This window comes from Actinoplanes sp. NPDC051861 (assembly GCF_040681145.1).
Taxonomy (GTDB): Bacteria; Actinomycetota; Actinomycetes; order Mycobacteriales; family Micromonosporaceae; genus Actinoplanes.
Genome location: NZ_JBFAYE010000001.1, coordinates 855,487 through 873,141, shown reverse-complemented (window position 1 = coordinate 873,141; position 17,655 = coordinate 855,487). Strand labels below are relative to the sequence as shown.

The following is a 17,655-nucleotide window of genomic DNA, read 5'->3' as shown; positions in this document are numbered from 1 at the left end:
AATGACGATCACTCCCCGCACGACACGGACCGCCCGCAACCGCAACCGCCGCCGCCACGCCGACGAGCCACGGCACGCCGCGCTCAACCAGGGGCCCGAGCTGGCTCCACCGCGCCGGCGGAACAGCCGGGCCGGGCGGCACTCGCTCATCGACGACGAACCCGGCTTCCCGGCGCCACCGCTTTCGTGGCCGATCCCGGCCGAACCGGTGCCGGCAGAAGCCGTCGCGCCCGCCAGTGTTGCGGGTTCACCGGCCGTAGATCCCCGTGAAGAAGAACGCGGGCTCGCGTACGGTAAAAAGCATGGAAGCCGGCGCGCTCCCGCCCGGCGTGCCTACCTCGGTCTGGCCCTGACCCGCTGCCTGCTGTATCTCGGACCGCTCAGCGTGGCCGTCGCCGCCGCCGCGCCGCTCGGCCGGGTCGCCTGGCCGGTGCCCGCCGTGATGTTCCTCCTCGGCTGGACCGCCGCGCAGGCCCTGACCGGCGTCGGGGTGACCATCGCCCGGCGCTGTGGCGCCGCGGCCGCCGCACGCCTGGTCGGCGCCGGATTCGCGACCGTGACCGGACTCTGGTGCGCGCTCGTCTGGATCGCGCCGGACGCCCTGCTCGGCCCGGACCGCGCCCTCGCCGCGACCGTCGGCGTCTGCGGCCTGCTCACGCTCGGCTCGGTCACCGTGGCCCTGGTCACCCGGTCGGAAGGCGCGGTCGCCGCCTGGTACGTGCCCTGCTGGGTGCTCGCCGCGGCCACGCTCTCCGGCGCCGCCCTCGGCCTGCCGGTGCCGATCGAGACTCTGCTGCCGGCCGCGATCGTGGCTGTCGCGGTCCGCGCGTTCCGCCCCGCCGTGGTCGGCGCCCGCCGCAGCCGCCCGCCCCGCCTGACCGCTGTGGAACGCCGCCGGGGCGCGGCCCACCTGGTGATCGGCGCCTCCCAGGCGGTCTGCGTCGCGCTGCTGTGGCGCACCGGCCCGGCCGTCACCCCGCTGCCCGCGGTCCTGCCGCTGCTGCTGTCGGTACCGCTGCTGGAAGCCCTGATCGGCTGGCACGCCGACCGCCTCGACGCCGGGCTCGACTCCGCCGAGTCCCCGGCCGAACTGGACCGTCACGTCCGCAACGTCACCGCGATCACGCTGGCCGGCATGCTGCCACCACTGGCCGCCGGAGGTGGGCTCACGCTCGCCGCCTACCGCCTGCCGTACGGCCTGTCCACGATGACCGGTGCCCGCGACGCTGTGTTGGCACTCGCCGCCGGAACCCTCCTCGGCGGAGTCTTCGCGGTCACGTTCCTGCTCGCCGCCCGCTCCCGCGCCGGGGTGGCCGCCGCGTTGGCAGCGCTGCCCCCGTTCGCGGCGGCGATCCTCGCACTTGTCCCCTCGGCGGCCGGGCCGTTACCCGCCGCCGTCGCCGTACTGGCCGCCACACACCTCGCCGGCCTGCTCATCGTCGCCCTGACCGCCGCCGACCTCCGGAGGACGCCGTGAAGACCCTGTTCCCCCCGTACGCGTACCCGTCGCCCGAACTGGAACTCGACGCCGAGACCTGGATCATCCGGGAACAGCCTGGTGATCGACGGACGCTGCACCAATCCCTCGGCCGGATCGACCTGGATCTCGGGTGCCGGTCCCTCGCCGATGTCCTGGCCGATGTGGACGCCTGGCGAGCTGATGGTGTGGAGGGGTTGTTCCTGGATCGGGCTCCGGCCGGCTCGGGTGGGGTGGGGCCGGTGGCTCTGACGGTCCGGCTGGCCGCTCGGCGGGGGCTGCATCGGGTGGTGCTCAACCCCGGGGTGCCGACGCATCCGTTGTACCGGGATCTCGGCGTGCGTATCTGCACGTTCGAGGGGCCGTGGGAGGCCTATCAGAGTTGGGACGGGGACGGGTCGCGGCCCGGGGACGGGCACATTGTGCACGGGGTGCCTTCGGAGTTGCTCACGGCTGCTCGGCGGTTGATGGGGCGGCGGGGGGCGGGGTTCGGGCTGGCTACTGATGCGGGGCCGGCGCTGAGTGCTGCCGGCGCCCACCGAGCGGACTGACAACCGCGTCCCCCTGTCGCCCCGCCGCCCTCGCTGCCCTCCGGGCAGATCTTGGGCACGCGAACCGCCCTGCCCTGCTGACGCGCCCAAGACTCGCGGGGAGAGCGGCGGGAGCAGCGCGGGCGACGGCGGGAGAACGGCGCGAGAGAGCGGCAGCGGTGGGAGGCGGGTGGTGGGAGTGGGTCAGGGGCGGGAGCGGGGGCGGGGCTGGCATTTCGGGCAGCTGAAGGAGGAGCGGTTCATGAACTGTTCTCGGCGGATCGGGGCGCCGCACCGATTGCACGGTTCGGCCTCGCGGCCGTAGGCGTTCAGGGAGCGGTCGAAGTAGCCGCTCTCGCCGTTGACGTTCACGTAGAGCTCGTCGAAACTCGTGCCCCCGGCCACGATCGCCTCGCCCAGGACGTCGCGGACGTGGCCCAGGAGGCGTTTCACCGCCGGCCTGGAGAGTTGGTCTGTCGGGCGGGCGCCGTGGAGTTTCGCGCGCCACAGTGCCTCGTCGGCGTAGATGTTGCCGACGCCGGAGATCAGGGTCTGGTCGAGCAGGGCGCGTTTGATCTCGGTGTGGCGGCCGCGGAGGCGGGCCACGAAGGCCTCGTCGTCGAAGAGCGGGTCCATCGGGTCGCGGGCGATGTGGGAGATCTCGTCGGGGAGTTCGGCGCCGCCCTCGGAGACCGAGAGGCCGCCGAACGTGCGCTGATCGACGAAGCGCAGCTGCGGGCCGCCGTCGGTGAAGGTGAAGCGGATCCGCAGGTGTTTCTCGTCGGGGGCGTCGGCGGGCTGCATGAGCAGCTGGCCACTCATCCCGAGGTGGCCGATGATCGCGTCGCCGGAGTCGAGGGCGAACCAGAGGTACTTGCCGCGGCGGGCGATGTCCAGGACGGTGCGGCCGGCCAGGACGCCGGCGAAGTGGATGTCGCCGGGCACGTGGCGGCGGATCGCGCGGGGGTGCAGCACCTCGGCGGTGGCGATGGTGCGGCCGGTCACCCACTTGGCCAGACCCTGGCGGACGGTCTCGACCTCGGGAAGCTCGGGCACAGAGGTCCTTTCTAAAGCGTGAAAGGCCAAACGGTGATCAGGTAGGCGCCGTACCAGAGGCCGAACGCGGCCCAGGCCAGGATCGACAGGACCGCGACACGGGGCCGGGCACGGGCGGCGGCCACGACGGCCGGCAGCAGCGTCAACAGTACGGGCAGGAGCAGCCGGGGCTTGGAGTGGTAGAAGCCGGCCTGCCCGTACACGAGGACCATGGCGACCACGCCGTAGACGGCCAGCGGCAGCCACGGCCGTTGGAACAGCGCGACGCCGGCCGCCGCGAGCGCGACGAGCAGGATCAGAGCCACACTCATGGGGATCCAGCCGTCCCCCGTACGCAATGTGGTGTTGAGAAAAGAAAGGGTGCTGGAGCCGTAGTCGAAGGAGGTGCCCCACCCGGCCGTCTGGATCTTGAACCAGGCGGTGGGCTCGCCGATCCGCAGTGCCACCCAGCCGAGATAGAGCGGCACCCCGGCAAGCGCGACAGCAGCCGCGGTGATCGGCTTCCACATCTCCCTGCGGCTCTCCCGGACAGCGAGGAACGCGGCCACCGCGAGGGCGACCGCGGCGGCGGCACCGGTGGGACGGGACAGCGCGGTGAGCAGGCCGAGGAGACCGGCCGCCCACCAGACCTTGCGATGCGCGGCGACCAGCATGCCGGCGACGAGGGCGAGGTAGATGCTCTCCGAATACGCCATGGACATCACCACTGACACCGGGGCCGAGCAGCAGATGGCGACCAGCGCCCAGCCGGCCCGCTTGTTGTAGAGGCTGGTGCCCAGCAGGTGCAGGCCGACCGCCGCACCGACCGACGCGATCCAGGCGACGGCGATCGCGGCCGTGGACGGCGGGATGCCGAGCGCCGCGCCACCCCGGATCAGCATCGGATAGACGGGGAAGAACGCCAGCTCGTTGCCCTGCAGGACGCCGTTCGCGTCGTACGTGTAGGTGTCCGGATAGCCGTCCATGGCGACCCGCAGGAACCAGCCCGCGTCCCAGACCAGCAGACGCTCCCACACCGGGCGCGGCTCGGCGGTGGCCGCGTTCAGCCACCAGATCATCAGCACCTGGCCGAGCCTGGTGAGCGCGAGCAGGGCAACGGCGGTCAGGACACCCGACCAGCCCCCGGCCCTGTCCCACAGCCGCGTCTGATCGGTGTCCGTCGTTGTCTCCGCCTCCACGGCTGGGATCATGACACGTCGGGCCCGGGCTTTTCGACCTGCTCCGCTTCCGCCTCGTTGCGCTCGGTGAGCGTCCGCCACGCCGCCGCGGCCGCCCGCTGCTCCGCCTGCTTCTTGCTGCGGCCCTCGGAACCGCCGTAGCGCTCGCCCGCGACCACCACCCAGGCGGTGAACGTCTTGGCGTGGTCCGGGCCGGAGTCCTCGATCTCGTAGTCCGGCACGCCCAGGCCCAGCGCCGCGGTCAGCTCCTGCAGGCTGGTCTTCCAGTCCAGGGCGGCGCCGCGCCCGGCCGACTCGGCCATCAGCGGGTCGAACAGCCGGTGGATCACCTCGCCGGCGAGCTCCAGGCCGTGCTCCAGATAGATCGCGCCGAGCAGCGCCTCCAGGGTGTCGGCCAGGATGCTGGCCTTGTCCCGGCCGCCGGTGGTCTCCTCGCCCTTGCCGAGCAGCAGGTGCGGGCCGAGACCCTGCGGGCCCAGGCCGCGGGCCACGTCGGCCAGCGCGTGCATGTTGACGACGCTGGCGCGCAGCTTGGCGAGCTGTCCCTCGGGCAGGTCGGGGTGGTTGTGGAAGAGCGCCGACGTGATCACCACCCCGAGCACCGAGTCGCCGAGGAACTCCAGGCGCTCGTTGGTGGGCAGGCCGCCGTTCTCGTACGCGTACGAGCGGTGGGTCAGGGCTCGTTCGAGCAGCTCGGGCTTGAACGGGATCCCGAAGGCCTCCTCCAGCGGCAGAGTGGACGGACGTCGACGCTTGTCAATCATGCGATACCTCGCTGTACCTCAGTTGATCGGCGATGGCCGCGACCGAGGCGCGGCGATGCAGGTTTGCCGCGAACGCGATGCCCGCGGCGAGATCGGGTCCGGACGCGGCGCCGTGGCAGACCACGACGGTGCCGCCGACGCCGAGCAGCAGTGCGGCTCGGGGCGGCGGATCGATGCCCGGTGATGGTGGGCCGGCCAGGGCGTACCCGGTTTCCAGGCCCTTGAGCAGGACGTTTCCAGTGAAGCCGTCGGTGACCACGACGTCGGCGGTGGCTCCCAGCACGACGTCGCCACCCTCGACGAGACCGACGTAGCGTCCGCCGCCGGGCAGCGGAACGGCCGCGAGCACCGTCGGGGCTGAGCGGCGGAGGCGGTCACCCTTTCCGGGTTCGCTGCCGATCGTGAGGAGACCGACGCGGGGCGCCTCAATGCCGTGGGCGATTGATGCGTACGCGGAACCGAGTCGCGCATGCACGCCGAGTGTCTCCGCGTCGGGGTCCACGGTCGAACCGACGTCGAGGAGCACCAGCCGCCCGTGCGCTGTCGGCAGCACGGCGGCGAGGGGCGGACGGCGTACGCCCGGCCATCGGCCCAGCTCACGCGCGGCAGCGAGAACGGTGACCGCGGTGTCCCCGGCCGACACGAGCGCGTCGGCGTCGCCCTCGGCGACCGTCCGGACGGCTCCACGGACGGTGTCGGACGTCGTGATCGCGGCGGTGATCCGCTGCCGGTCCGCCGGGGACAGGGCAGCAAGAACCGCGTCGGCGGCTTCGGCCGGGCCGACGAGAGTCAGATGCAGGGACGGATCGGCCTGGCAGGCACGCAGAGCGCCGTCAACCACGACGTCGGGAGCTTGGTCCCCGCCGAGGAGGTCGACGGCGATCCGCGCGGTGCCCGGCTCCCCGACAGTCCGCTGTCCGGGAGCCACGGCACCGGTGGTTCGCCACCGCTCAGGTGCGACCCGCCCGATGATCGGGCGCGTCACGCGGCGACGTCAGACCTCGAGGACCTGACGACCGTTGTAGGTGCCGCAGACCGAGCAGGCGGCGTGCGGCAGCTTCGGCGACTTGCACTGGGGGCACGCCGCGGTGGTCACCGCGGTCGCCTTCCAGTTCGCCCGGCGCGAGCGGGTGTTGCTGCGCGACATCTTGCGCTTGGGGACGGCCACGGTAACTACTCCTCGGGTTTCGTAAGGTTGTGCAAAGCGGCCCAGCGGGGGTCGATGTCCTCGTGGCTGTGATCAGCCGGGAGGTCGTCGAAGTGCACCCCGCAGTCGGGGCACAACCCTGGGCAGTCCGGCCGGCAGAGCGGATTGGTCGGCAGGGTCAGCACCACCGCGTCCCGAACCGCCGGCTCCAGGTCGATCAGGTCGCCCTGCATCCGGCCCACCTCGTCCTCGTCGGTCGTCTCCTCGGTGGTGCTCGCCTCATAGGCATAGAGCTCCGCGAGGTGGACCTCGAACGACTTGCTGATCTCGTTGAGGCAGCGCCCGCACTCGCCGGTGAGCGAGCCGCGCACGGTGCCGCTGACATAGACCCCCTCGGAGACCGACGTCATGCTCAGATCGAGCTCGACGTCGGAGCCCTCGGGGACCGAGATCAGCTCCAGGCCGCAGTCCGCCGGTGCCGGGACCACCCTGTTCAGGGCACGCGTCGCACCAGGCTGCCGGGGGAGTTTCGTCGTGTCGACGACCAGCGGCTGCCTGGGGTCCAGGTGACTCTGAGGTGACTTTGGCATCGTGAACTCTCAGCCATGGGTAGGCCGACGAAAAACATTACCTGAGCTTGCCGGACGTCGTCGAATCGGCCCCGGCATCAGGGCCGATCAGAACGGCAGCGGCCGCTCGGCGTCCTCGCCCTGGAAGGTACCGATCTCGCGGAGGGCGTGCATCTTGTCCCGGCCACGCTCGATGGACGCCAGCGCACGGGTCAGGAACTGCTCGAAGTTGGCCAGGGCGGTGTCGACGTAGTCGTCGACCTCCTCGCGCAGGCGCTGCGCCTCGGTCCGCGCCTCGGCGATGATCCGGGCGCCCTCGTGCTCGGCGGAGACGGTGATCTCGTTGACCGAGACGAGCCGGGCGTGTTCGGTCTCACCCTCGCTGACGATCCGGTCCGCCTCGCGGCGGCCGGCCTCGATGATCCGGTCCCGCTCCTCCAGCACGGCGGCGGCCTTGCGCAGTTCCGAGGGCAGGCCGGCGCGGAGCTCCTCGAGCTTCTCGATCATGTGGTCGCGTTCGATCATCACGTTCGCCCGGGACATCGGCACGGAGCGTGCGTCGTGCACGATGTCGATGATCTCGTCGATACCGTCGAGTGGATCCACCGCCAACACTCCCATCCAACCGCCACTGAGCGTGGTGCGATCACGTTACTGCGTCACCGCTCGCGCCGTTTCCGGCGCGCCGGTGGCGGTCAGTTCTGCTTGAGGCGGCTGATCAAGCGCTCCAGGACCGGGTCCGGCAGGTACGCGGACGCGTCGCCACCCCACTTGACCACGTCCTTGACGAGGCTCGAGGAGAGGAACGAGTACAGCGGGTTGGTCGGCATGAAGAGGGTCTCCACACCCGACAGCCCGATGTTCATCTGCGCCATCTGCAACTCGTAGTCGAAGTCGCTGACCGCCCGGAGGCCCTTCACCACGACCGCCGCGCCCTGATCCCGGCAGAAGTCGACCAGCAGGCCGTGGAACGCCGCGACCCGCACGTTCGGGTACGGCGCGATCGCCTCACCCAGCATCTCCAGCCGCTCGTCGATGCTGAACAGCCCGACCTTCGACTGGTTGATGAGGACTCCGATGATCACCTCGTCGAACAGCCGGCTGGCCCGCCCGATGATGTCGAGGTGCCCGTTGGTGACCGGGTCGAAGGAGCCAGGACACACCGCTCGTCTCATGATCGGCGACCGTACCAAAGCGTGGTCTCGCCGTAACGGCGGGTGCGTTCGCCGACGAGACCGTCCACCCAGCTCAGCGGCCCGGAACGGGTGGATCGCTCAAAAATCACCACGGCGTCGGGCGCCAGCCACCCGTTGGCCACCAGCTCCTCCTGGACAGTGTCGATCTCGTCCGACCCCAGGGCGTACGGCGGGTCGGCGAAGACCACGTCGTACGGTCCGCCCTCCGGCGGGTTCGCGAGAGTCTGCAGAACCTTGCCGGTGACGAGTCGCGACTGCGCACCGACACGCAGCGCGACGACGTTGTCACGGACGATGCGCGCGGCCTTCGCGTCCGATTCGACCAGAAGTGCGTGCGACGCGCCACGGGACAGCGCCTCCAGACCGACTGCGCCGGATCCGGCATACAGGTCAGCGAAACGCGCTTCGGACAAGTCGGTCATCGTCTCCAATGAACTGAAGAAAGCCTCACGCACGCGGTCCGAAGTGGGCCGGGTGTGCGCGCCGGAGGGAGCGGCCAGACGGCGGCCCCCGTGAGCGCCCGCGATAATCCTCGTCATCACAGGTGACGCTACTTCACCAGGGCAGTAGGGCCACTGTCGAGTGAACAAGTCCCTCGTAGAGGGCACTGCACGCAACGGGACCGTTCCGTTCGGTGCATGCAAGATCTCAGATTGGTCACAAGAGCATTAGCGGGCCCTGAGACGTTTCTTTGACCTTGGTAAGTGGCTAGGGTCGTGCCTCGTGCGGACGATCCCGTATCGTCCGCCGACGATGTGGGGAGGCATCGTCGCGGTTCGCCGCCGTCCTTTGGCGACCGCTGACTGCTGCTTCCTTACTCCCCTCGGATCCCCATTTCCACAGGAGTAGGCGCGTGAACCTGTCAAAGTCCTCGCTTCGCCGCGTGACGTCGATCGTCGCCGGCACTGTGCTCGGCCTGGCCGGCGTCGCGGCCTTTGCCGGGCCCGCCAGCGCCCACCACAGCAAGGTCACCGGCGTTGCCGACTGCGTTGACGGCGTCTGGACCGTCAACTGGAGGGTCGACCTCTACGGCAGCCAGCAGGGCAACCAGGCCAAGTTCATCAAGGTCGAGTCCACCCCGACCGCTGTCGAGGGCATCGCCGCCGGCGGCGACTGGGTGCCGAGCACCTTCGTCACCGGCAAGCAGACCATCCCCGGCGGCACCGCGACCGAGGCCAAGCTGGCCGTCCGCGCCGAGTGGAACAACGAGGTCAAGGAAGGCGTCGACCAGGTCGGCACCGTGAAGCTCGAGGGCAAGTGCGAGGCGCCGAAGCCGCCGACCACCACCACCCCGCCGACCACCACTCCGCCGACCACGGCCCCTACCACGACGCCCCCGGCCACGCCGGAGCCGACCGTGCCGGTTCCCACCGACCTGCCGGGTGAGCCCGAGCCGATCTTCGAGCTCACCTGCGACACGATGACCCTCGGCATGAGCAACCCGGCCGACGGCATCGAGTTCAAGATGAAGTTCGAGACCACCAAGGGCGAGGTCCGCGAGACCACCGTCAAGCCGGGCGAGAAGAAGACCGAGACCTTCAGCGCCACCGAGGGCTTCGCTGTCGACTGGACCTTCATCGTGACGATCGACGGCAAGACCGAGACGGCCACCGAGACCTTCCCGTACGTCCAGCCGGACGACTGTGAGGACGGCGAGGGTGGCGGCCTGCCCGTTACCGGTGCCGCTGCCGGTGGTGTCGCCGGCGGTGCCGCGGCCCTGCTGGCCGTCGGTGGCCTGCTCTTCTTCATGGCTCGCCGCCGCAAGGTGAAGTTCACCGCCTGATAGCAGGCAGTACCAGCGATAACAGCAACAACCGGGGGCGCGCCGACTTCGAGAGGTCGGCGCGCCCTCGCCCATTTCCCCACGATGGAGAGAACTTGAAGAAGACCCCTCGCTTCTCCCGGATCGCGGCTGCTCTGGCCGGCGCGGTCCTCGGCCTGGTGGCTTTCGCCACCCCGGCTGCCGCTCACGGCAAGGAATACCTCTTCACCCACACGTTCAAGATCGAAAACGGCCAGGCGATCGCCACGATCACGCCGAACAAGGACCTGCCGGCCGCCGAAGAGGTCACCCTGGTGTCCTACTTCGCGCCGAGGCCGGAGTACTCCGTCCCGCAGTACCTGTTCGACAGCGAGATCGGCACGCTGAAGGACAAGGACGGCGTCGTCACACTCACGGTGGACGTCCCCGACTGCAACACGCAGGTCGACCTGTTCTTCGGTGGCAAGGACGACATCATCGACCCGTTCGACGGCAAGTCGATGTACGGCGACAAGAAGCTCGGCGAGAAGACCGGCCTCGGCGGCCGTTCCAAGGGCCCGCAGGCCTGGTTCAACGGCGGCACGAAGGCGTGCGCGCAGCCGGCCGTGCAGGCTGTCGCCGCGTGTGACGGCTCCGTCGACGTTCAGCTGAGCAACAACGGCAAGCTGAGCAAGTACGACGTCGAGTTCCGGGTCAAAGCGACCGGCCTCGACAAGAAGGTCAAGGTCGCCCCCGGTAAGGGCGACACGGTGCACGTCCCCGCGGGCGCCGGCAAGATCACGGTCTCCGCGCCGGGCATGGCGGACTTCACGTACACCTGGGCGCGCCCGGACAACTGCGTCCCCGCGGCCGCCGGTGAGAACGACTGCACGAACGTCACCGTGACCGTGACCAACCCGGAGGGCAACACCCCGGCGAAGGCCGAGGTGACCTACGGCTCCGAGACCAAGACGACCACCGTCGCGGGCGGTTCCTCGCAGCTGGTGACGTTCCCCGCCGGTGAGGCCACCACGGCCACCGTGAAGTACCCGGAGATCGCCGGTTCCGAGACGGTCACTGTTCAGATCAAGAAGGCGGACTGCCCGGCGCCGACGACGCCCAGCACCACCGCTCCGACCACCACGCCGACCGACAACCCGACGACGACTCCGCCGACCACCACGCCGGAGGAGACCCCGTCGGAGACGGCTTCGGAGACGCCGGACGTGCCCGTCACCACCGAGCCGGCGGACGAGGACGGTGAGCTCGCCCTGACCGGCGCCGCCGCCGGCACCGTCGCGGGCGGTGCGGCCCTGCTGCTCGTCGTGGGCCTCGGGCTGTTCTTCATGGCCCGTCGCCGCAAGGTGAACTTCAAGGCCTGACAGCTCCACGGTTTCCGCAGTTTTCGCAGTTGAAGAGGGCGCGCTCATCGAGAGCGCGCCCTCTTCCCATGGGGCCTGCTCCTAGGAGCAGGCCCCATGCGGCCTGTGGGGCCCGGTCCTAGGAGCAGGCCCGCGCGGCCTGTGGGGCCCGGTCCTAGTAGTGCTTTGTCACTTTCGGGTGGTTGATAGTGACTTGTCGACAGTGGGTTGCTGTCGTTGACGTATGGACGTTGTTGAGGTTGACCGGTTGCGTTGTGACCTGTCGGAGTTCGCGTCGGATGTGTTCGCGTCGCTGACACGCGCGGGTTGGCAGGAGCGTGCGGCCGCGTATCTGCAGGGGTTGATGATCGACGGGCGGCGTAAGTCGATCCAGCCGATGGCCGCCCGTTTGCAGGGCGTGCACGAGCAGGCGTTGAACCACTTCGTGACCAACAGCCCGTGGCAGGTGGAGCCGGTCCGGCAACGGATCGCCGCGCTGGCCGATCAGGCGATCGGCCCGGCAGCGTGGGCGATCGATGACACCGGGCTGCTCAAGTGCGGCACCGCGTCGCCGTGTGTGGCCCGCCAGTACACCGGCACCGTGGGTAAGGTCACCAACTGCCAGATCGCGGTGAGCGTCAGCATGGTCACCGACACCGCGTCCTGCCCGGTCGACTGGCGACTGTTCCTGCCCGAGTCCTGGGACCCCGCCTCACCCAAGGCCACTGCCGATGTTCACGCCCGCCGTCGCCGGGCCGGGATCGGCGACGGTGTAGCCCATCGGGAGAAGTGGCGCCTGGCACTGGACATGATCGACGAACTGCTGTGGTGGGGACACCGGCCACCGCTGATCGTGGCCGACTGCGGCTACGGCGACGCCGCAGAGTTCCGCCACGCCCTGACCGAACGCCGGCTGCCCTATCTGGTGCAGGTCAGCGGCCGGCTCACCGCCTACCCAGCCGCCACGACCCGCACCGCTGGCGAGTACGCCGGGGTCGGTTCCTATCCCACACCGCGCTACCACCATGCGGCACCCACCCTCACCGAACTGATCACCACCGGCCCTGCCCGCCCCAGGCGGGTGACCTGGCGGCCCGGTTCACGTCTGCGTGCCGGCCGGCAGGTTCTGATGTCCTCGCACTTCGTGTTCACCCGTGTCCGCCCGGCCGGGCGGACCCTGTTGTCCGCCCACCGCGGCGAGGACCTGCCCGAGTGCTGGCTGATTACCGAATGGCCACCCGGCAGCCCGGAGCCGATCAAGTACTGGCTCTCCGACCTGCCCGCCACGACCGCGAAACGCACCCTGATCCGCTGGGCGAAACTGCGCTGGCGCATCGAACACGACTACCGCGAAGTCAAGACCGGCCTCGGCCTGGACCACTACGAAGGCCGCACCTGGCAGGGCTGGCACCACCACGTCACGCTCGTCTCCGCCGCGCACATCTTCCTGACCCTGCAACGCCTCGACCCAAAAACCCGTGCGCCGGAATGACCCTCTACGCCGTACTCCGACGCCTGCAACTCCTGCTGGTCCACCTCCTCGGAGCATGCCCAACCTGCCGAACCCCGTTCCCGCAACGGAAACGACCTCGCCGACGCGGATCATGACAAAGCACTACTAGGAGCCGACACCCTCCCACGGCGCGAACGAGCCGTCCGGCTGCGGTGGGAAGTCGTGGGTGGCGACCACCGCGGAGACCGCCAGCCGGCCGTAGATGTGCGGGAACTGGCGCCCGTCCGGCGACGGCGGGACGCCGTCCTCCCAGACCACCGGGGAGCCCGCACGGGACTCGTCGATCTCCAGCAGCACCAGGTCGGTGCGGCCCCGGAAGCGCAGCGTGGCGGGCACATGCACCCAGTCCGGCGGAGAGCAGTGGATGAAGCCCTCCGTCGCGAGGGTGTCCCCCTCGTAGAAGCCGGCGGCCACGGCCTTGGCCCACTCGTCGCGTGGGCAGAGATGCAGGATCAACCCTTCTCCAGGTACTCGGCGCGTTCCTCGTCGACCAGCGCGGCCACCGAGGCGGCCAGCGCGGGATGACGGGTGAGGTCGGGGTCGTCGCCGATCAGCTCGGACGCCTCCGTCCGGGCCTCCTTGATCAGCTTCTCGTCGCGGAGCAGCGACAGCAGCCGCAGGTGCGAGTGCTTGCCGGACTGCGAGGCGCCCAGCACGTCGCCCTCCCGGCGCTGCTCCAGATCAATCTCGGACAGCTTGAACCCGTCGGTCGTGGAGGCCACGGCGTCCAGACGCTCGCGGGCGGCCGAGCCCTCCACCGACTCGGTGTGCAGCAGGCAGATGCCGGGCGCCGAACCACGTCCCACCCGGCCGCGCAGCTGATGCAGCTGAGACACGCCGAACCGGTCGGCGTCCAGGATCAGCATGACCGTCGAGTTGGGCACGTCCACGCCCACCTCGATCACCGTCGTGGCGATCAGCACGTCCAGATCACCCGCGGCGAACCTGCGCATCACCGCGTCCTTCTCGTCGGCCGGCAGCTTGCCGTGCAGCATGCCGATCCGGAGGCCTTTCAGGTATTCGTTCTCCAGCAGGGGCAGCACCTCGGTGACGGCCAGCGGCGGACGGCGGGCGGGCTCGTCGTCCGGCGGCGGGGTGTCCTCGTCCTCCGGGCCGTCGCCGATCCGAGGGCACACCACGTACGCCTGATGCCCCGCACGCACCTCCTCCCGGATGCGCGTCCAGGCGCGATCGAGGTAGGCGGGCTTCTCCAGAGCCGGGACGACGTGTGAGGCGATCGGTGAGCGCCCGCGCGGCAGCTGCGACAGCACGGACGTCTCCAGGTCGCCATAAACGGTCATCGCGACCGTCCGCGGGATCGGCGTCGCGGTCATCACCAGCACGTGCGGCGGCCGTGCGGCCTTGGCGCGCAGCGCGTCACGCTGTTCCACCCCGAACCGGTGCTGCTCGTCCACGACCACGAGTCCGAGGTCGCGGAAGTCGACTCCCTCGTACAAAAGCGCATGTGTGCCGACAACGATGCCGGCGCTCCCGTCCGCCAGCTTGCCCAACGCCGCACGCCGGGCCGCCGCGCCGAGCGAGCCCGTGACCAGCGTGAGTTGCGTGCCCACCGGATCGCCGTCCAGCTCACCGGCGCGGCCCAGCGCACCCAGCTGGGCACTGATGCCGCGGAAGTGCTGGGTGGCGAGCACCTCGGTCGGCGCGAGCAGCGCGGCCTGCCCACCGGCGTCGACCACCTGCAGCATCGCGCGCACCGAGACGAGCGTCTTGCCGGAACCCACCTCACCCTGCAGCAGGCGGTGCATGGGATGCGGGCGCGCCAGGTCCGCCGCGATCTCCTCGCCCACCGCACGCTGACCTTCGGTCAGCTCATAGGGAAGACCAGCGTCGAATTTCGCGAGCAACCCGGCCTCAGTGCGTGGCCGGGCCGTGCCGGGAGCCGCGGCAGCACGTGCCCGGCGTTGCACAAGCGTCAACTGTACGGCGAAAGCTTCGTCCCACTTGAGTCGATATCTCGCCTTGTGGAGCTCCTCCTTGGAGCTCGGCCGGTGCACCTCGCGCAGCGCCGTCCCGATGCCGACCAGGTTCCGTTTCGCCCGCACCGCACCCGGCATCGGGTCGGCCGGCGGCTCGAACGTGTCCAGCAGAGTCCGCACACACTTGGCGATCACCCAGGTCGGCACCGCCTGCGCGGCCGGGTAGACCGGGATCAGCGCCCCCGCGAACTCCTCGATCTCGGCGGCCGCGTCGTCCTGCGTGGCGTCCGCGCTGAGCAGCTGATAGGCCGGGCCGTTGAGCTGGCGCTTGCCGCGGAACTCGGTGACCTTACCGGCGAACAGCCCCCAGACACCGCGGCGCAGCTCCCGCTCGCGCCACGCCTGGTTGAAGAACGTGCAGGTCAGCGTCGCGCCGGACCCGTCACCGATGGTCACCTCGAGCATGTTGCCGCGTCGGGCCCGCATCGGCTTGACGTTGATCCCCTGCACCTGGGCCAGGATCGTGACCTGCTCGTCCACCTGGAGGCTGCGCAGGTCGGTGTGCTCGCCGCGCTCGTCGTACCGCCGGGGGAAGTGGTAGATCAGGTCGCCGGCGGTGTGCAGGTCGAGGTGCTGCTCCAGCGCCTTCGCCGTCTTCGCACCGAGCACCTTGGTCAGCGGAGTGTCGGTCGTGGTCATTGAGCCTTTTTCAACGTGGCGAGGGCCTCGGTTGCCGGCGCTGGTCAACGGCCCGGCGGCTTCGGGCCCGATGCCAGGTTGAATATTGCTCATTCGACTCCTGCCAGAAGGTGATAGCGGGGCTGGCCACCGGCGTAACACTCCAACTCGATGAACGGCCAGGTGCGGTGCACGTGACCGCGCAGATCCGCCTCCAGGCCGTCCGGCGCGTCCGCACCGAGCACCAGGGTGACCAGCTCACCGCCGCCGCCGAGCATCCGGTCCAGCAGGCGGCGGCTCACGTCGGTCAGGTCGGCGCCGATCACGTGCACCTCGCCGTCGACCAGCCCGAGCAACTCGCCGGCCCGACAGGGGCCGGCGACGGTGAGGGCGTCACGCTGGGCGGTGCACACCTCGCCGTACCGGCAGGCGCCGGCAGCCTCGGCCATCGCGATCACGTCGTCAGCGAAGGGCCGCTGGGTGTCGCGCACGGCCAGCGCGGCGAGAGCCTGCACGGGGGAACGGGTGGGCACGACACTCACGCTCTTCCCCGCCGCGACGGCCTCACGGGCGGCGGCGGAGGCGACGGCGTGCGTGTTCGCGTCGTTCGGAAGCAGCACGACCGAATCGGCGCCGCTGGCGTGGATCGCGGCCAGCATCTCGGCGGTGGAGGGATTGCGATCCACGACGGTGGCGCCCTCGGCCTCGAACAGCGCGGTCAGGCCGTCACCGGACGCGACCACGACGGCGGCGCGGACGTCGGCACCGGAGCGGCGCTCCTCCAGCGGCGTCACGCGAATCCGATAGGGCCGGCCGGCCTCGACGGCGGCCTCGACGACGGGGCCGATCTCGGTGACGTGGACGTGCACGTTCCACGTGGGGGTGTCGCCGTCACCCGTGCCGACGATGACCAGGGAGTCGCCCAGGCGGTCGAGGGAGGCGCGGAGGCGGTCGATCGTGGCGGTGTCGGCGTCGAGGAGGAACTGCACCTCGTAACCGTGGCCGGAGCAGTCGTCGTCGTGGATTCGGTGTGCTTCTCGCGTACTCAAAATGGGTTTTGAATCTCTCTCGGCCCGGTCTCCGGAAACGACCTCGACCAGGGCGTCCAGGAGCAGGCAGAGGCCGCGGCCGCCGGCGTCGACGACCCCGGCGCGGGCGAGGACCGGAAGCTGCTGAGGAGTCCGCGCCAAGGCCTCGGTGGCCGCCCTCGCCGCCGCCCGCGCCACGGCAACCAGATTGTCCGACTTTATCCGGCCCGCCCCCTCGGCCGCGGCCGCGACGACCGACAGAACCGTGCCCTCGACCGGCCGGGCGACCGCCGCATAGGCCGCATCCGTGGCCGTCCGCAGCGCCCGCGCCAGCTCACCACCCCGAACCGCGACCGCCGAGGCGAACGTGTCGGCCATCCCGCGCAGGATCTGGGACACGATGACGCCGGAGTTGCCGCGGGCGCCGAGCAGCGCACCACGAGCCATCCGGCGCATCAGGGGGCCGGCGGTCTTCTCGTCGCCCTCGTCACCTTCGTCGCTTTCGTTCTTTTCGTTCTCGATGGCCTCCTGGGCTGCGGCGAGCGTGAGAACCAGATTCGTGCCGGTGTCGCCGTCGGGCACCGGATACACATTCAGGTCGTCCATCTCGCGCTGATGAGCCCGGAGCGCCTCGAGCCCACCACCGCACCAGCGGCGTACCGCGGCGGCATCGAGGGTCTCCAGCACGCGAAAAGCGTACTGGCGACCCCCGACAAACGCGGGCTACGCACCCTGACCGGGGGCGATTGGATGTCGGGGCGGGGCATCGGGTAACCTTGCCGGGTTGCCTGGGCGAAGCTTTCCCTGGGCGCTTCAAGTTCTCGTATCAAACCCAGGAGTATCCCGTGGCTAGCGTGTGCGACGTCTGTGGCAAGGGACCGGGCTTCGGCCACAACGTGTCCCACTCGCACCGGCGGACCAACCGCCGCTGGAACCCGAACATCCAGTCGGTGCGCACCCCGGCCGGTGGCGGGACCACCAAGAAGCTCAAGGTCTGCACCTCGTGCATCAAGGCCGGCAAGGTCGTCCGCGCCTGATCTTCGCTCTTCACTTCTAGCCGCCGGGTTATCGCTCGGCGGCTAGTTGTCGTTTCCGGCGGGTGCCGCGTCGCTCCGCCCGCATCGCCCCTGCCCGCATCGCGCAGGCGCGACCCGCACCGCGCCGCCCGCGCCCCCGCACCGCGCCGCCCGCGCCCCCGCATCGCGCCGCCCGCGCCCCCATCGCCCCCGCATCGCGCCGCCCGCGCCCCCGCATCGCGCCGCCCGCGGCCCCCGCATCGCGCCGCCCGCGCCCCCATCGCCCCCGCATCGCGCCGCCCGCGCCCGCATCACGCCCGCATCGCGCCGCCGCGGCCCGCTCGCGTCACTTCGGTGGGTGCATGGCTTTCTTCACTCGCGGCGGTGTCTGCCACGCCGGCCGGTGGCCGCCGAGCGTCGGTGGATCGCCGTTCTCGGCACCGTCGTCGGCCACACGGCGTGTC

At 70.5% G+C, this 17,655-nt stretch carries 18 protein-coding genes; 6 read left to right on the top strand and 12 right to left on the bottom strand.

The features are described from left to right. The first annotated feature begins 1 nt into the window (after nt 1). Both AB0M02_RS04320 and AB0M02_RS04315 read left to right on the top strand, forming a co-directional pair. Entirely contained in the window at nt 2-1,477 is a 1,476-nt protein-coding gene (locus tag AB0M02_RS04320; protein WP_364221190.1) for a hypothetical protein, read from the top strand. Next, the gene (locus AB0M02_RS04315) at nt 1,474-2,028 is read left to right on the top strand and encodes a spherulation-specific family 4 protein (RefSeq protein ID WP_364221187.1); all 555 of its coding nucleotides are present in this window, start codon (nt 1,474-1,476) and stop codon (nt 2,026-2,028) included. Before AB0M02_RS04320 ends, AB0M02_RS04315 begins: the two co-directional genes overlap by 4 nt. Before the next feature lie 183 nt (nt 2,029-2,211). On the opposite strand, the gene mutM is transcribed toward AB0M02_RS04315, so the two are convergent. The 9 genes from mutM to rsmD form a co-directional block, all read right to left on the bottom strand. Next, the gene (mutM, locus tag AB0M02_RS04310) at nt 2,212-3,063 is read right to left on the bottom strand and encodes a bifunctional DNA-formamidopyrimidine glycosylase/DNA-(apurinic or apyrimidinic site) lyase (protein ID WP_364221185.1); all 852 of its coding nucleotides are present in this window, start codon (nt 3,061-3,063) and stop codon (nt 2,212-2,214) included. 11 nt (nt 3,064-3,074) lie between these two features. Continuing rightward, nucleotides 3,075-4,241: a hypothetical protein gene (locus AB0M02_RS04305; RefSeq protein WP_364221182.1), complete on the bottom strand. Its 1,167-nt coding sequence runs from the start codon at nt 4,239-4,241 to the stop codon at nt 3,075-3,077. Between the two features lie 8 nt (nt 4,242-4,249). Further along, entirely contained in the window at nt 4,250-5,005 is a 756-nt protein-coding gene (rnc, locus tag AB0M02_RS04300; protein ID WP_364221179.1) for a ribonuclease III, read from the bottom strand. After that, on the bottom strand, nt 4,998-5,933 hold the full coding sequence (locus AB0M02_RS04295; protein WP_364222546.1) for a phosphate acyltransferase PlsX: 936 nt from the start codon (nt 5,931-5,933) through the stop codon (nt 4,998-5,000). Before AB0M02_RS04295 ends, rnc begins: the two co-directional genes overlap by 8 nt. A 66-nt stretch (nt 5,934-5,999) precedes the next feature. After that, nucleotides 6,000-6,173, bottom strand: a complete 174-nt coding sequence (gene rpmF / locus AB0M02_RS04290) for a 50S ribosomal protein L32 (RefSeq protein ID WP_364221176.1) — start codon at nt 6,171-6,173, stop codon at nt 6,000-6,002. A 5-nt stretch (nt 6,174-6,178) separates the two neighbouring features. Further along, nucleotides 6,179-6,742, bottom strand: coding sequence for a DUF177 domain-containing protein (locus AB0M02_RS04285; RefSeq protein ID WP_364221173.1), 564 nt, complete (start codon nt 6,740-6,742; stop codon nt 6,179-6,181). 87 nt (nt 6,743-6,829) lie between these two features. Further along, nucleotides 6,830-7,327, bottom strand: a complete 498-nt coding sequence (locus tag AB0M02_RS04280) for a hypothetical protein (RefSeq protein ID WP_364221170.1) — start codon at nt 7,325-7,327, stop codon at nt 6,830-6,832. A gap of 89 nt (nt 7,328-7,416) precedes the next feature. Then, nucleotides 7,417-7,896 (bottom strand): pantetheine-phosphate adenylyltransferase, encoded by a 480-nt coding sequence (gene coaD, locus AB0M02_RS04275; protein ID WP_364221167.1) that lies wholly within the window; start codon nt 7,894-7,896, stop codon nt 7,417-7,419. After that, complete coding sequence (rsmD, locus tag AB0M02_RS04270) at nt 7,893-8,456, bottom strand: 16S rRNA (guanine(966)-N(2))-methyltransferase RsmD (protein WP_364221164.1); 564 nt, start codon at nt 8,454-8,456, stop codon at nt 7,893-7,895. Before rsmD ends, coaD begins: the two co-directional genes overlap by 4 nt. A gap of 314 nt (nt 8,457-8,770) precedes the next feature. Here rsmD and AB0M02_RS04265 point away from each other — a divergent pair, with 314 nt between their 5' ends. The 3 genes from AB0M02_RS04265 (at nt 8,771) to AB0M02_RS04255 (ending at nt 12,511) form a co-directional block, all read left to right on the top strand. After that, nucleotides 8,771-9,700 carry a hypothetical protein gene (locus AB0M02_RS04265; RefSeq protein ID WP_364221161.1) on the top strand — a complete coding sequence of 310 codons (930 nt, stop codon included), beginning with the start codon at nt 8,771-8,773 and terminating at the stop codon, nt 9,698-9,700. Between the two features lie 95 nt (nt 9,701-9,795). Beyond that, entirely contained in the window at nt 9,796-11,040 is a 1,245-nt protein-coding gene (locus AB0M02_RS04260; RefSeq protein ID WP_364221158.1) for a hypothetical protein, read from the top strand. A 223-nt stretch (nt 11,041-11,263) separates the two neighbouring features. Then, complete coding sequence (locus AB0M02_RS04255; RefSeq protein WP_364221155.1) at nt 11,264-12,511, top strand: IS701 family transposase; 1,248 nt, start codon at nt 11,264-11,266, stop codon at nt 12,509-12,511. A 126-nt stretch (nt 12,512-12,637) separates the two neighbouring features. Here the strand turns inward: AB0M02_RS04255 and AB0M02_RS04250 are convergent, their stop codons facing one another. The 3 genes from AB0M02_RS04250 to AB0M02_RS04240 form a co-directional block, all read right to left on the bottom strand. Continuing rightward, nucleotides 12,638-12,988 (bottom strand): DUF952 domain-containing protein, encoded by a 351-nt coding sequence (locus AB0M02_RS04250; RefSeq protein ID WP_364221152.1) that lies wholly within the window; start codon nt 12,986-12,988, stop codon nt 12,638-12,640. Continuing rightward, nucleotides 12,985-15,168, bottom strand: coding sequence for an ATP-dependent DNA helicase RecG (gene recG, locus AB0M02_RS04245; RefSeq protein ID WP_364221149.1), 2,184 nt, complete (start codon nt 15,166-15,168; stop codon nt 12,985-12,987). Before recG ends, AB0M02_RS04250 begins: the two co-directional genes overlap by 4 nt. 89 nt (nt 15,169-15,257) lie before the next feature. Further along, the gene (locus AB0M02_RS04240) at nt 15,258-16,862 is read right to left on the bottom strand and encodes a DAK2 domain-containing protein (protein WP_364221146.1); all 1,605 of its coding nucleotides are present in this window, start codon (nt 16,860-16,862) and stop codon (nt 15,258-15,260) included. A gap of 158 nt (nt 16,863-17,020) precedes the next feature. Between AB0M02_RS04240 and rpmB the strand changes: the two genes are divergently transcribed. Beyond that, a complete protein-coding gene (gene rpmB / locus AB0M02_RS04235; protein ID WP_026207002.1) occupies nt 17,021-17,212 on the top strand; it encodes a 50S ribosomal protein L28 in 192 nt (63 codons plus the stop codon). Nucleotides 17,213-17,655 lie beyond the last annotated feature (443 nt).

Bases quoted from the DNA above. Each gene is read 5' to 3' on its own strand.
- AB0M02_RS04320 (WP_364221190.1), top strand. From the start codon at position 2: ATGACGATCACTCCCCGCACGACACGGACCGCCCGCAACCGCAACCGC.
- rnc (WP_364221179.1), bottom strand. From the start codon at position 5,005: ATGATTGACAAGCGTCGACGTCCGTCCACTCTGCCGCTGGAGGAGGCC.
- AB0M02_RS04285 (WP_364221173.1), bottom strand. From the start codon at position 6,742: ATGCCAAAGTCACCTCAGAGTCACCTGGACCCCAGGCAGCCGCTGGTC.
- coaD (WP_364221167.1), bottom strand. From the start codon at position 7,896: ATGAGACGAGCGGTGTGTCCTGGCTCCTTCGACCCGGTCACCAACGGG.
- rsmD (WP_364221164.1), bottom strand. From the start codon at position 8,456: ATGACGAGGATTATCGCGGGCGCTCACGGGGGCCGCCGTCTGGCCGCT.
- AB0M02_RS04255 (WP_364221155.1), top strand. From the start codon at position 11,264: ATGGACGTTGTTGAGGTTGACCGGTTGCGTTGTGACCTGTCGGAGTTC.
- recG (WP_364221149.1), bottom strand. From the start codon at position 15,168: ATGACCACGACCGACACTCCGCTGACCAAGGTGCTCGGTGCGAAGACG.